The 14,419-nt window shown below is 59.7% G+C and carries 10 protein-coding genes; all 10 read right to left on the reverse strand.

Annotation, left to right across the window (positions count from 1 at the left end):
- Positions 1-3,789, reverse strand: coding sequence for an ImcF-related family protein (locus HWX76_RS03080; RefSeq protein WP_176015454.1), 3,789 nt, complete (start codon positions 3,787-3,789; stop codon positions 1-3).
- Positions 3,767-5,068 carry a hypothetical protein gene (locus HWX76_RS03085; RefSeq protein WP_235356299.1) on the reverse strand — a complete coding sequence of 434 codons (1,302 nt, stop codon included), beginning with the start codon at positions 5,066-5,068 and terminating at the stop codon, positions 3,767-3,769. Before HWX76_RS03085 ends, HWX76_RS03080 begins: the two co-directional genes overlap by 23 nt.
- Before the next feature lie 3 nt (positions 5,069-5,071).
- Positions 5,072-5,329, reverse strand: coding sequence for a PAAR domain-containing protein (locus HWX76_RS03090; RefSeq protein WP_080334375.1), 258 nt, complete (start codon positions 5,327-5,329; stop codon positions 5,072-5,074).
- Positions 5,330-5,390: 61 nt separating this feature from the next.
- Positions 5,391-7,640, reverse strand: coding sequence for a DUF2235 domain-containing protein (locus HWX76_RS03095; RefSeq protein WP_176015455.1), 2,250 nt, complete (start codon positions 7,638-7,640; stop codon positions 5,391-5,393).
- Complete coding sequence (locus HWX76_RS03100; RefSeq protein WP_176015456.1) at positions 7,630-8,415, reverse strand: hypothetical protein; 786 nt, start codon at positions 8,413-8,415, stop codon at positions 7,630-7,632. Before HWX76_RS03100 ends, HWX76_RS03095 begins: the two co-directional genes overlap by 11 nt.
- A gap of 124 nt (positions 8,416-8,539) precedes the next feature.
- A complete protein-coding gene (locus HWX76_RS03105) occupies positions 8,540-9,304 on the reverse strand; it encodes a DUF3304 domain-containing protein (protein WP_176015457.1) in 765 nt (254 codons plus the stop codon).
- Between the two features lie 124 nt (positions 9,305-9,428).
- On the reverse strand, positions 9,429-10,193 hold the full coding sequence (locus HWX76_RS03110) for a hypothetical protein (RefSeq protein ID WP_176015458.1): 765 nt from the start codon (positions 10,191-10,193) through the stop codon (positions 9,429-9,431).
- 124 nt (positions 10,194-10,317) lie between these two features.
- Positions 10,318-11,082, reverse strand: a complete 765-nt coding sequence (locus HWX76_RS03115; RefSeq protein ID WP_244137933.1) for a DUF3304 domain-containing protein — start codon at positions 11,080-11,082, stop codon at positions 10,318-10,320.
- Positions 11,075-12,067: a DUF4123 domain-containing protein gene (locus HWX76_RS03120; protein ID WP_176015459.1), complete on the reverse strand. Its 993-nt coding sequence runs from the start codon at positions 12,065-12,067 to the stop codon at positions 11,075-11,077. The genes HWX76_RS03115 and HWX76_RS03120 overlap by 8 nt, the downstream gene beginning before the upstream one ends.
- Entirely contained in the window at positions 12,067-14,418 is a 2,352-nt protein-coding gene (gene vgrG / locus HWX76_RS03125; RefSeq protein ID WP_176015460.1) for a type VI secretion system Vgr family protein, read from the reverse strand. Before vgrG ends, HWX76_RS03120 begins: the two co-directional genes overlap by 1 nt.
- Between the last annotated feature and the right edge of the window lies 1 nt (position 14,419).

Genomic DNA, 14,419 nt, shown 5'->3' on the forward strand with positions numbered 1-14,419 from the left:
TCAAAAAACGAATGCGTCGCCCAGCAGGCTGAGGGCGTGTCCGAACGGACTGGAGGAGGATTCGGAACGTCCCGACGTGGTCGCCAATGGCGAAATCGCGACCTTCGGCACAGTCGTTTGTTTCGCCATTCCACGCTCCGTGACCTGCGCTTTCGCCTGAGCAAGTTCGAGCGCGGTACGCTGACCGGATGCCTGCTCCGTCGTCGCCTGCATGACGGCGTCCGGCAAGGCGCCTCCGCCCGGCACCCCCGGTGGCAATGGCACGGCTGCATGCTTCGCGGCCTCGATCGCCGACATCGGCAGCGGCGGCGGGCCGCTTGCCGATACCCGAACCCCGGCATTTGCCGATCCCGTCACGAAAATACGTGCCGGCAACACGAAATTCCGCAACTGGAGAACATCGAGCGGACCACCGCCGGCTTCGCTGCGCAATTGCACCTTGAGCGGGATACCCTGGCTCGTGTCTGGCGTCCAGGTCAGCAAATAGCGCGCGTTGTCCTGCTGTACGACCTTCGCGCGCTCCAGCAACCGAACGAGACCGAAGCGCCCCTGCGAATCGAGTGCGGTGCGCAACCCGCCCTGCTCCGTCTGCCATTCGATATGTGACAGGTTCTCGAGCGATTGTCCCGGCCATTCGAACGGCGTCCATTCCTGCTTCTGGTTGAAGTAATGCAGTTCGCGGCCGGACAGCACGAATCTCATGTCGGTGACGCCCGGCGTCGGCTCGGCCCGCAGTTCGTAACGCACGCGTGCGTCGCCGGACGGGAATAGAACCATCGACGTGCGCGCGAGCTTGTTCAGGCCGTTGAGAAACGCCGGATCGATCGTCAATGCGCCGGAATCGGCCCCTTGCGAGGCGACCCATCGGTCGCCCTGCCGTTCGACGACACCGGCCAGTTGCGACGTCACGAACTGCGCGATCACGCCACTATCCGGACGCATGAAACGCGCCATCTCGGGCAGCGATGCGTCGTTGTCGGAATCCGCGAATGGGTAGCGGCCACCGAACGCCTTGTTCCAGTCAGCGAGGATCACGGTGCGCCAGATTTCGTTCAGGCTCGACGCGGCAGGCTGCACGATGACCTGCCACGACTGATCGAACGGCGCGCGGAACAATGCGCCGAAGCCCGACCATTGTTCGCCGAGGCTCGCAGCGACACGACTCGCGTAATCGCGACTGTCGGCGATATCGGACGTCTTGCCCTGCAGCACGGATTGCGCGGCCAGGCGTGCAAGCGCATCCGGATCCGGACTGGAGACGATCTGCGATGTCTTCAGGCGCATGGCCGTGATCCGCTCCAGATAGCGGGCCAGGCTCAGGTCGCCGGTTGCTGCCGGCGGGGCGTTCCCCTTGCCGCCGGATGGCGCCCCTGAAGCGAGATCACTACCGGTCAGACGCAGGATCGGACCGAATGCGGCGGCAAGTGGCGCCAGTTGAGGCTTGGCCTGCTTCGACGGATCCTTTTCGTCCGCGCCGATCAGTTGCTGTGCCTTGCTGACCAGCGTGTCGGACAGCGATTGGGCGTTGGCTCCCGTTCCCGCCTGATACGCGATCGCACTCATCAACGCGACGAGCGGCGAGCGTTGCGGATCGCCGAGCAGCGTCAACTGGTCGGCAGTGGCCGACAGCGTCGGCGCAGGTTGCCAGCGCAGGCTGTTGAGGAAGAGCGCCCATGCCCGCGCGTAGTCGTCGAAATAGCGCTGGCGCAGTTCGCCCTTCAATGTCGACGGGGATGCATTGGCTACCTTGGTGTCGGAGAGCACCCAGTCGCTTGCCACATCGCGTTGCTCGCCGGCTTCGTCGATTGCCTTCGAGATTCGCTCCTCCCACGCAGCACGTGTGAATACGCCGGGCACGGTCGCGGTCGTGCCGAACAGGCCACGACTCGTTGCACCGCCCGCGGAGGATTGCGACGCCGCGTCGCCGAGCAGCGTCGCGAGTGATAGCGGCGGGTATTTCGGTGTCGCTTCGTCGATGATCTGTTGGTAGATCGCGTCCCCGGAGTTCTGAATACCCCGGACACTTATGATCGTCTGTCGGGTAGACGCGACCAGGTTGCCATCCGGAACAATCGCCAACGCGGCTTGGCTGGATGCAGCGCCACGTCCAACGTGGTTGGCGAAGAACGCGATCGCTTGCTGACGCAGGTCTTCCCAGCTACCCTTCGACAGCTGCGAATGAGTCGGGCGTTCGGGTGCAGACGTCGCGACAAGTTGCGGCAGCAGGAATGCAGCCACTGCCCGCGCGGGTTTGGCGAGCATCATGTAGGTCTTGAGCGTATCGTAAGCGGCCTGTACCTGAGCATCGCCGCCGCTGGCGATTTCCGCGTCGGACAGCGACGCAAGCTGATGCAGCCTCGCGTCGAGCTTCTGGCGAATCGGGCCGACGAGGATGCGGTTCGCGGCACCGGCGTAGTAAGGCCAAAGGGCGTCGAGCAGCGCGTGGTCGCGGTTCAAGCCGAAACGGGCGATCAAAGGCGCACCGCTACGCTGGTGGATTTCGAGCGTATCCATTTGCCGGCCGAGGTCGGTAAGCGTTTGCAGCGACTGCGTCGGGTTCAGGGGCCCGGTGAGCTTGGTAGCCGTATCCGTTGCGCTTCCGATCGTTGCGCGGTTGGAGAAACCGGACAGCATCGTGCCGGCAAACCAGCAACTGATCAGGGCCATCGTCATCCAGGCTGCGGTGGTCGACAGTGAAAAGCCAACGCGGCGGCCGTGGACCTTGCGGCTGTGGTCGGCGATGGTTTGCCAGAGGGTTCGGTGTTGAGGGTCGATCGCCGGGTCGCCATCATTCGAATCGCCACTCGGCAGATCGAAATCCGGAGACTGCGGCGCCCGCTCTTTGAATAACGGCGCAAACATCACCCCGTGAAGCGTATGCCTCGAAACAGAGGATTCAGCGGTTCGGTGCAGCAGGTCAGATAGCGCTCCGCGCAACCTCGAGACATGTTGCGCCAGCTCGGCAGGGTAACGATCATCGGCATTCACTGCGAGGCGCACGACACCGATGTCCGACAGATTGTCGACGAGATTGCCCAGCGATTCGTCAATCATCTCACCGCTCACGCTTGAGTTCGCCCATATGAAGCCCATCGCTTCATCCGGGCCGGCCCGGTCGCTGCCGAAATCCGTCACATCCAGCAGATACGCCGGTGCGGCCCAACATAACATGCGCGCGTGGCGAGCAAGCCGTGCAGCGAGTTCGTCCACGTCAAACGACGCATCGCCGGAACTCCGGTGACGGGTAATGGCCACAATCGCGTCGATCGGACGACGACGGCGCAAGCGACGAATCTGATCAAGCCATTCCGTGTCGAGTTTGTCGTCGATTTGCCGCGCATACAACACGACCGTATTGCCGAGAATCGCGTAGCCGGTATCGGCCAACCCCGGCGCGAGCCGCCGGACAAGCGGATAGTCGCCGGCGACAAGCACCCACCGATCGCGATAGCGCCATCGCCAGCCATGCCTCTCGCTCTGGACCTGCTTCAACGATTCGGCTCGCGTCGCGGCATTAACCGCCGAATCGCTTCCCGACGGAGCCGCCGTGCGACGCGTGTGATCCTTGACCCATTTCTTCACGGCGCGCCAGCCATTCGCCGGCCGAGACGAATCGCTGAAGCTGAAAATCAACAAGAGTGCCACGAATATGGCGCACAAAATGACGAGCGCCAACCCTCGATCCGCCTCGGTTATCCCAACCCAGTGCGGTCGCATCCATACGATCAGCCCAGGAAGGACGACAAAAACAATGGCCCCGAACAGGTCAATTTTGAATATCCGGTTCATGCGGAAATGCGTGTGTTGTTGATGCGTTATCCAAGGTCGTCACGACAGCGATGAACACATGGTTTTCGTCGCGCTGTGCGACCAGTTGCGGCTTTGGCGCTTGACCGGCGACGTACGTTGCACAAGCTGCGGCAAGCCATCCGGCTGAGGCCCCCGCCTTGCCGACGATTCGATCGAGTTCGAACTCTGGCACCGCTTCGTCGTTTTCCCCTTCCGGATTGCCCGTGCGTAACGCCGTGCGCAAGGAACCGGCCGTTCGGCTGTCGAATCCGCTCGTCCACAGCGCTCCGATGTCATCCGGCGCGGTACCGCCCCAACGAATCCCATAGGTCAGTGCATGGCCAGGATCGTCATTACCGGCTCGCCGGGGACGGTGGAATGCAGCGATCGGTCGCAACTCGAAGCGCGATGCCAGGGTCTCGGAAACCAGCAGCAATCCCACCCCGGCCTCGGCTGAACCGGGCGCCGGCGACTCGGCAATCACTGTGCCGAGCGCTATGGATACGAGTAACACCGCATGCTGATGCAACGGCCCGTTCCGATCGTCAAGCCAGGAATCGACCGTCATCAAATCGAGCGATTCGGGCGCTCGGTCCGTTCTGGCGAAGCGCAACGTGTGACGCCTCCATTCTTCCCGCCATTGCTCGACCACGTCGGACTCTCCGACATAGCCGGAAATGTCGAGCAAGACGCGCAGTGGCAGATCCGCAGGAAGCGCGTTCAAGGTTTCATGCAAGTCGTCGATGAGTCGCTCGTACAACCATTCAAGAACCTGATCCTGACGTTCCGCATCGTCAGCGGCCAGGCGGGCTTCAATCGGCTCGAACCATCTTGCCGAAACCGATTCGTTTGCTTGCCGCTCCGAAGCCTTGGCACGCAACTTCATCGCGCCATCGACGATCGGGTCGATACCATTGTCCGTATCGTCTGCGGTTACACGTGCAGCCGCTGCCAGGACAAGCATCGGCACGCTCTCTCGCGCAAAAGCCTGCGCGTTGTACTTCCTGCTTGCATCGTTCCAGGCCTGGACTTTCGCGCGTTCGAGTTCGTATGCCCGATATCGCCGGGAGACGACGAAGGCGGAAAAACCCGTCGGATATACGGACACGCATATCCAGAACCATGGCGTGTGAGTCGGCTCATCCTTCGGCCAGAGCATCAGCACAGCCAATACCCCGACCGCCGTGAGCACGATGAACACCGCAGCCCAGAGAACCCGCGACGGCGATTCATCAGGAACCGGCTTCTCCGGCGGGAGGGACGAGAAATCCAGTGCCATTGCTTAACGGCGCCCGCTATTCGGAAGAGAAGAAATCAACCGGCAACCGCACGCACACAAGTCATCGTGCTGAGCGACTTCGCGACCGTCATCGAATGCGCCCGAGGTCGCGGTTGCGATACGGTTGTCGCCGTGGCGCGGACAGGTCACCGGATCGTGGAGTCGAGCAAGCGGACGCCCCATGAAAAAGCACGTCGCCGAGCCAGCCGTTACGTGGCCTTCGCCGGTATGAGTGTCTCCGACGCGAATGATGCCCGCCATGTGTATCCCCGAATTGAACTGGTATCGCCACTGCAGTTCGACAGCAAGCGATTGATGTTGGTTATAGGCGCCCTGGCACCCGGCCGGCAGGCTTCATCGCCTCGCTGGCCTGCCTGACGCGCTCGCCGTGCTTTTCGTCGCGCTTGCGCTTCTTGTCCTCTTCGACGTAATCGCTGGTTCCGAACGTGTCGATCGCTCGTGTCTGGAAGTACAGGTTCGACGACAGCACGTGGTCGTGCCAGCTCGTCAGCATCGTGTCGTGAACCAGCAGGTCGAACAGCGCCATGACCTTGGGCGGCAGCGGGTTCTTGCCGCTCAGGCCCATCTTCCATGCCTGGATCAGCGTCTCCTCTTCCGGCGTCATCATCCAGGCCTCGATCATCGATGCGCTGAACTCCGGGTCCGCGTCCCACGGTAATGAACCGTCTTGAGCCTTTTCACGGATAAGATCTGCCGATTTTTGAAGGCCGGCTTGTCGGGATTCGCGTCGCATCAACTCTTCGGATTCGCTTTGGATGCGATCCCAGACGCCTACCGAAGGGCGATTCTTCTCGATACCTGCATCGCGATTGGAAAGCATCTCCGGCAGGACCGAATCCTGCCAGCGAGCCAAAGCTATGTTGAGCGTCACGCTATCTGCCGGTGGTCGCTGGTTGCGTAATGCAACGTAGGCCGCCTCGGCTTCGTTGCGCTCCTTCAGCCGCTCCCGGTGCCGGGACGCGAGATCGTCGAAGCGGCTCGTTACGGTTGCGCGAAACTCGGGGGACTGGTAGCGAACCGCCATCCAGCGCAGGAATATCTGCATATGTTCGACGAAATTCAAACGTGCGACGTAGGGGACCATCTGACGGTAGGCGTCGATCAATTCTCCGATTTTGTAGGTGGATTTTCCGTCGGGGATGGGGTTTGCGAGAGTGAATCGCCGAAACACATCGGGTTTAAATTTAGCCAAATCTTCCATGGTGTCCATGACGACACCATGCGATACCGCTTCATTGAGCATGTCGCGCAACGCGACGCGCTGAAGTTCCGCGCGTGCCCCAAGCGATCCTGGCGGCGCTCCGCCGGTGATGTCTTCACTCGTTCCCGGATAGAGATATTGAAGGCCGCGCGTGTTCTCGAGGCTATCGAGCCGCTGATAGAAGCGCAGCTCATGAGCTGCCGCAAAATGCACGCATCGCTGCACGGACGCCGGTACCGCGAGAGCGCGATCTCCGTAGTTCTGTTTGAGCAGGCCGAGAATCGGCACGATCCCCAGCAGCTTGTTCTCCTCCATCACCGACGATACGGCGTCGAGCAGCCCCATGAACTTGATTTCGATCGGAATCGCCGTCTGGTTCGAATCCTTCGGATCGACAAAGGCCAATGTCGCCTCGCTCGGACGCTTATAGCGTTGGGTCAGTTCGTTCGCCAGCGCCCGGGCGAGAACACAACCGCGATCGGCGCCGAAGATGGATACCTGGATCCGCTGGATCTTAGGCATTTTCTGCCTGACGTCGTCGATTGCGATCTCGAACTGCTTCATCGCGGCCGCCAGCCGATCATCGACGCCCGTTCCGAAAACTCGCGCGACAGCGCGGTTGTCACGAAACCACGGAATCGAATCGATCACCACGCCAAAGAACACCGACTTGGCGGCGCTTTGCGCGATGGACGGAAAATTCTTCTTCGCATCGTAAAGAACCGCGCGCGTGGCAGCACGACCGCGTCGAACCCAGCGGTTGTCACGCTGCAGTTGCAACACTCGGCCGATATTGCGGGGCACGGATTCGACGGAGTTGACCAGGTCTTTGAAAGACTGCACGACCGGCCGAAACGAAAACTCCTTGAGACCCTTCTTGAATCCTTCGGTGATAGTGTCTTGCGGGTTGATAGGAAGCCGTTTCACGCCGGTCACGCTCTCGCCGACACCAACTGCGATTGAAGCGGCTGCATCGGCGCCCTGCCTTCCGAGCTTGAATGCTGCGGACACGATTTGACCCTCTCGAGCATCCTTGTTCAGCTCCGTTCCCAGTCCAGAATAATAAAATCGATACCAAAACTGGTTTGGTTCCCGCCGCTGACGGCGGTCCTTGTTTTCACGATGAGCTTCCCAGAGTCGACAAATGTTTGAATATCGAGAGGTGCTCTTGTCATCGTGGTCGCGGTGACGGCCAAATCCGTCGAAGAAAAATCCGACGTGTATCACCGCTCCACATGGAATACATTCGTCATGGGGATACGCTTTCCCCTTTTCCCCGATTGCAGCACGCACTTCCGCCGGAGTTCGATCTTCCGGCCCGACGACGGCCTTGTTGGCTTTATTTTCCACCTTCCACACCTCGCTCAAAGCGACCTTTCTTGATTTCCTGAACAACGGTGTCCTGCAAGTTCTGCATCGCTGCACCAAACGCACCGGGCTTGCCCCGCGTCTCCAGCAGTATTTTTCGAACGGCCGGATGCCGATCGAACTCAGGATTAACGAGTTTCACGTAGTAGACATACTGTTCCAGATCTGCGGTATCAGTCAGGTGATACCTAACCACTCCTTGTGCTGCAATACGCGCTATCTGCCTGAACGCGATAGCCATATCTACGTCATCGCCGTCAGCCGCTTTCCCATATTTTTTTCTAAACCAGTGATAGACTTCTGCATAAGATATCCTCGTCCCGCTCATGTCGTTCCGAATCTCGAACTCGATGTGATCATCTGGATAAAAATGCACGGCGAGCACGTCCTCCCCCGCCCCGCCTTTGACTTTTGTCGGCGGAAACTTCACCTCGGTCGTCTTGTGGATCGTCTTGATCGGCGCGTACGGATCCTTCATGAACTCATCCTGGTCATATATCTCCCACTCAACCGTGAATTCGGTCCCCTTCAGCTTGTAGCAGCAACTCAACCGTCCGGCTCCAGCGCCCGGCGGCAAATCTCCCCCTCCGCCCGCCCTGTTGCCATATTTGTCGCGAATTGTGAACTCGCTCAGATTGAACGGCGTGTAGTTGAGCCCCATGATGCTGACACCACGGTAGATCGGCTCGGCGGAAAATGCATCACAGCCACCCAACGTCAATGCGGCAGCGAGGAAGACGACAACCCGTTTAATCATTGCTGAAACACCCCGAATTCAAGGACACAATCCGACGTAACACGCAGACTTCGACTCGCAACCACGGTCTGACGATCAAGAGGGGCGTCTTTTCGAATAGCGAATCTCATGCTCGTGTCGATGTCTAATCAAAACGACCTCGCTTGATCTCTTGCACGACGGTGTCCGGCAAGCTCTGCATCGCAGCACCAAAGGCGCCCGGCTTGCCTTTCGTCTCTTTCAGGATCCGTTGCACCACTGGATGCTCATCGAATTTGGAATTAACAAGCTGCCTGTAGTACACGTACTGCTCCAGATCCACCGTGTCGGTCAGGCGATACTTCAGCCAGCCCTGCGCCGCGATTCGAGCCGTGCGTCTATAAGCCACGAACATGTCGTCGTCGTCCGGATTCGCCGCCCTCCCGTATTTTGTTTGAAGCCAGTCGTCAACCTCCGTGTAATCGATCCTCGTCCCGCTCATGTCGTTCCGAATCTCGAACTCGATGTGATCGTCCGGATAAAAGTGTACGGCCAGCACGTCCTCCCCCGCCCCACCTTTGACTTTTGTCGGCGGAAACTTCACCTCGGTCGTCTTGTGGATCTTCTTGATCGGCGCGTACAGATCTTTAATCGCTTCATCCGCGTCGTAGACTTCCCACTCAACCGTGAATTTCGTCCCCTTCAGCTTGTAGCAACAAGTTAGGCTTCCGGCACCAGCACTCGGTGGCAAGTCACCCCCTCCACCCGCTCTGTTGCCATACTTGTCGCGAATTGTGAACTCGCTCAGATTGAACGGCGTGTAGTTGAGCCCCATGATGCTGACACCACGGTAGGTCGGCTCGGAGGAAAATGCGTCGCAGCCAGCCAACGTCAATGCGGCAGCGAGGAAGACGATAATCCGTTTAATCATTGCTTAAACACCTGAAAATCAAGAACACAATCCGACGTAACACACGGACTCCGACTCGCGAACACGACCTGACAATCAAGAAGGGCGCCTTTTCGAATAGAGAATCTCGTGCTCGTGTCGATGTCTAATCAAAGCGACCTCGCTTGATCTCTTGCACGACGGTGTCTGGCAAGCTCTGCATCGCAACACCAAAGGCGCCTGGCTTGCCGCTCGTCTCCTTCAGAATCCGTTGCACCGCTGGATGCTCATCGAATTTCGGATTAACGATCTGTCTGTAGTACACGTACTGCACGAGATCTGTCGTGTCGGTCAGGCGATACTTCAGCCAGCCCTGGGCCGCAATTCGTGCCGTGCGCCGATAGGCGACAGCCATGTCGGCATCGTCAGGGTTCGCCGCCTTCCCGTATTTGGTCTGAAACAAGTGGTCCACTTTTGTATAGGCGATCCTCGTCCCGCTCATGTCGTTCCGAATCTCGAACTCGATGTGATCGTCCGGATAAAAGTGTACGGCCAGCACGTCCTCCCCCGCCCCACCTTTGACTTTTGTCGGCGGGAACTTCACCTCGGTCGTCTTGTGGATCGTCTTGATCGGCGCGTACGGATCCTTCATGAACTCATCCTGGTCATATATCTCCCACTCGACAGTGAATTCCGTCCCCTTCAGCTTGTAGCAACAACTGAGGCTTCCCGCGCCCGTACCCGGCGGCAGGTCACCTCCTCCGCTGGCTCTGTTGCCATATTTGTCGCGAATTGTGAACTCGCTCAGATTGAACGGCGTGTAGTTGAGCCCCATGATGCTGACACCACGGTAGATCGGCTCGGCGGAAAATGCATCACAGCCACCCAACGTCAATGCGGCAGCGAGGAAGACGACAACCCGTTTAATCATTGCTGAAACACCCCGAATTCAAGGACACAATCCGACGTAACACGCAGACTTCGACTCGCAAACACGGTCTGACGATCAAGAAGGGCGCCTTTTCGAATAGAGAATCTCGTGCTCGTGTCGATGTCTAATCAAAGCGGCCCCGCTTGATCTCTTGCACGACGGTGTCTGGCAAGCTCTGCATCGCAACACCAAAGGCGCCTGGCTTGCCGCTCGTCTCCTTCAGAATCCGTTGCACCGCTGGATGCTCATCGAATTTCGGATTAACGATCTGTCTGTAGTACACGTACTGCTCCAAATCTGTCGTATCGGCTAGGCGATACTTCAACCAGCCCTGCGCCGCGATACGCGCCGTGCGTCGATAGGCGACGGCCATGTCGGCGTCGTCAGGGTTCGCCGCCTTCCCGTATTTGGTTTGAAGCCAGTAATCGATTTCCGTGTAGTCAATCCTCGTCCCGCTCATGTCGTTCCGAATCTCGAACTCGATGTGATCGTCCGGATAAAAGTGCACGGCCAATACGTCCTCCCCCGCCCCACCTTTGATTTCTGTCGGTGGAAACTTCACCGCGGTCGTCTTGTGGATCTTCTTGATCGGTGCATACGGATCCTTCATGAACTCATCCTGGTCATATATCTCCCACTCAACCGTGAATTCCGTCCCCTTCAGCTTGTAGCAACAACTCAGTCTTCCCGCGCCCGTACCCGGCGGCAGATCACCTCCTCCACCCGCTCTGTTGCCATACTTGTCGCGAATCGTGAACCCGCTCAGATTGAACGGCGTGTAGTTGAGCCCCATGATGCTGACACCACGGTAGGTCGGCTCGGAGGAAAATGCATCGCAGCCGGTTAGCGCCAGCGCCAGAACCAATAGGATGAAAAGCCGACTAATCACGCGACGTTCCTCCCGCCTCGTCCGAATCCGACGCGATGCGAGCCGTCTCCCGCAATACCTCCGCGTCGATATCACTCAATGCCTCTCGAAACGTCTGCTCACCGCTCATCGCGCGCTCCAATCTGCCCCGGATCACCGGATGCTCATCGAACCGCGGCGAAATAACGACGCCCTTTGAAACGTAGTTCAAGAGATCGTCATCGTCGGCTATACGGTATCGGCCAGCACGTTCGAGCTGTTCCGAAATACGGCGGTAGAGCGCCAGATCCGTAAAATCGTCGAGCATCGCGCCATACATCGTGCGCAACTGCATCGCAAGCTTGTCGGCACGGCCGAGATGCAGCAACGTCATGTGCTGCTCGATCGTCATCACCTGCTCTGCGTCGACGACTGCATCGGCGACACCGGCATCGTTGCGCCAGACGATCTCGTTCGAATCACGATCGCGATGCCATATCTCGACACATGGCGACAGAAACGCCTGAGCCTGTTCTGCGCTCCAGACTCCTCGTAACCGGGCAAGAATCCGGTTATCGTAGAAATGCAGAAAGTACGCGCGCTTGTCGGGCGTCGAGTAACGGCAGAACGAGCGAAAATGCGCGGCCAGTGACCGAATGGGAAATGGCGACCATATCCACGTCAGCATGTGCCGTCCGCTCGACTCTCTCCAAAGTCGCCGGACAAGCCGGCTGCCGAGGTCGCGCGAATCATCGAATGCAAAGCGATCGATCCCGATCAGATACGGGGCGATGTCCGTATAGGACTCGAGAACGCTGCCGCCCCAGAGCGACTCCCATTCGAGCAGCGGCACCTGGACGAGCAGTTTGTCGAGCCCCGGATTGGCACGCGCATCGGCGAGCATGTACAGGTACGCCGCAACGCCGTCCACGTCGAACGTGTCGAATTGCGCTACCAATCGATCACGCCACGCCTCCCATCCCGCGTCCGACTCTCGGGTTGGGGTCGCACGTCCGGTTCCGGCCATCAAGCGACCTCCGTCATCGCTTCGACACCACGGTGCGCATCCAGCAGGCACTCCTTGCATGGCCCAATGGGCATATTCGGCAGACGGGTGTCAAGCGACGCTGGGCCGGTCCAATGGAAATTTCCGCATTTGAGCGTGATATCCCCCGGGCATCCGAGCTCGATATTGCCGCCGTCGATCTTGAGGTAGGCGCCACCACTGGCGAGTGTCAGCGCACCGCGCGAGGCCGCGAGAATCGCACCCTCACTACTAGTGAAGTTCAGGTCCTTCGACGCCGACAGCGCCATCGCTCCCGTACGGGCCTGAACGACAACGTCCTGTTTGGCGGCCGTCACCCGCACGCCCTGTGCTTGTGCGAAAAGCGATACCTGCTTCCCGGCCGCAACCGTGAAGTTGCGCATGACGCCGACGTCGAAATTCCCGCCGGCCGTCGCGATCAGATTCCGGTCCGCATTGAGCTGCAAATGCTCGCCGGACGTGAGGCCGATACCTGACGGTGCGCTCGCCAGAATGGCGGCACGCTTCAAACCATCCAGCGCTTCCGCATAGAACGACTTCTGTTGCTGCAACTCCGCGACGGTCGCCTCCGCCGCACGTACCGCCTCGGAAAGGGACTCCATGCGATCGATCGCCCGCTGCAACTGCGCGTGCGCGTCCTTCATGTCGAGTTGGTGCCCGGCAGCGCCCACCTGCGCCTCGGTACTCAACAGCATGCCCTTCGGACCACGCGCGGCAAGATGCCCGTCGGTACGTAGCTCGGCGCCTTGGCCGCGTTCGTGGCGGGCATCGTCGACCATATGCCCTAGATTCAGCTCACTCGTCTGGGTGGGCGTCGTCAGATGAATATGCTCGACGCCCTCCTTGTCCTCCATCCGCAACTCATTGCGCGCAGCCGTCCGAATCAGATTCCGCGTATGGTTCAGGTTATTGACCAGATCCGGATGCACGCTGTCATGCATTGCGCCGATGATCACCGGTCGGTTCGGATCGCCGTCCGTATGGACGATCGCCACCTCCGCCCCGTCGATCAACGGAAAGTGATGCCCGTAGTTGTCGCCGCTGTACGGCTTCGCAAACCGCACCGGCCGGCTCGTCCCACCGGGGCTCCATTCATCGAGATCGAACGGCAGCTTGATCACGTACCAGCCCTGCTCGGTCAGATACGCATACTTGTAGTTGCCTGGCGACGTAATCCGCGCCGGCAGGATCCCGTCGACCACCGGTCGCGAAATCGAGCCCATCGACGTGCGCCATACACGATCCGACGGAATCCCTTCGAACGCCACCCAGTACGACTCGTTACGCCCGCCGTGCGACTCGACCGACGTAACGAAGACCCCATGTTTCGCATCGGCCGGCTTCGGCTCGACACGCATCACCTCGCCCGCCTCGAGCCAGAACGGATTGCCGGTCCCCTTGAACGTGATCTGCCCGGCCAGATAGGCTTCATGCCGCAACCGCGCAATGCGCTTCCCCTCTTCGGGCGTCTCGTAATGTTCGCCCCAGCGATAATCGACCGAATGTGTCGTCGTGTCGTCGCGCGCCGCGTTTTCCTCGACCAGCAGCGATACGCCGGCCTGCCGATGGTTGTAGTCATGCAGCCGCACCGCCTCCGGCACGCGCTTCATCTCGCGTCCTAGCGTCTTGATCGCATCCGAACCGACACTCTCCAGCCCCGATTCCCGTCGATACGGCACCGTTCGCTGCTTGCGCGCATAGGCATCCAGATCGTCGCCGAACACGACCACCGCACGATCCTTCTTCTGCTCCCAGCGAAACCAGATGCCCTCTTCCGCACAAATGCGCTGAATGAACGCGAACGTCGTCTCGTGATACTGCGTCACGTATTCGCGGCGCTTGTATTGCCCGCGCAACTGGAACCGAAAGTCCACGCCCGCGCGGTAACCGTAATGTCGCAACGTGCCGGTCACGATCTCGTCGACCGACTGCTTCTGAAACAAGCGGCTCGTCACGCCGCGGGCGAGATCCGCCAGCGTCGGCTCCAGCACGACGCGGTAGCGGGTTTCGTCCGCCGATGTCTCCAGTTCGTCGAACTGCGTGATGACGCCATGGACCGTATACGCACTCGGCTTGGCACTGAACTGCGCGGCATTTTCCCCGAACATCTTCCGAAGATAGTCCATGTCGGGATCGACCGGATCGACCACGAATTTCGCCGGCCTGCCCAGTACCTGGTCCATCGGAATCCCGGCCGCCGGACTGGTGAATTCGATGTCGTATCGATAGAGCTGGCTCACGCGGTCCAGCCCGCTGAACTTCAGGATCGAGAACGGCGCCGGATGCGGCGCGAGCTTCAATTCATAAGCCTGCGAAGGCAGAATCATCGACATG

The organism is Burkholderia sp. BCC0398, from assembly GCF_902833245.1.
GTDB lineage: Bacteria > Pseudomonadota > Gammaproteobacteria > Burkholderiales > Burkholderiaceae > Burkholderia > Burkholderia sola.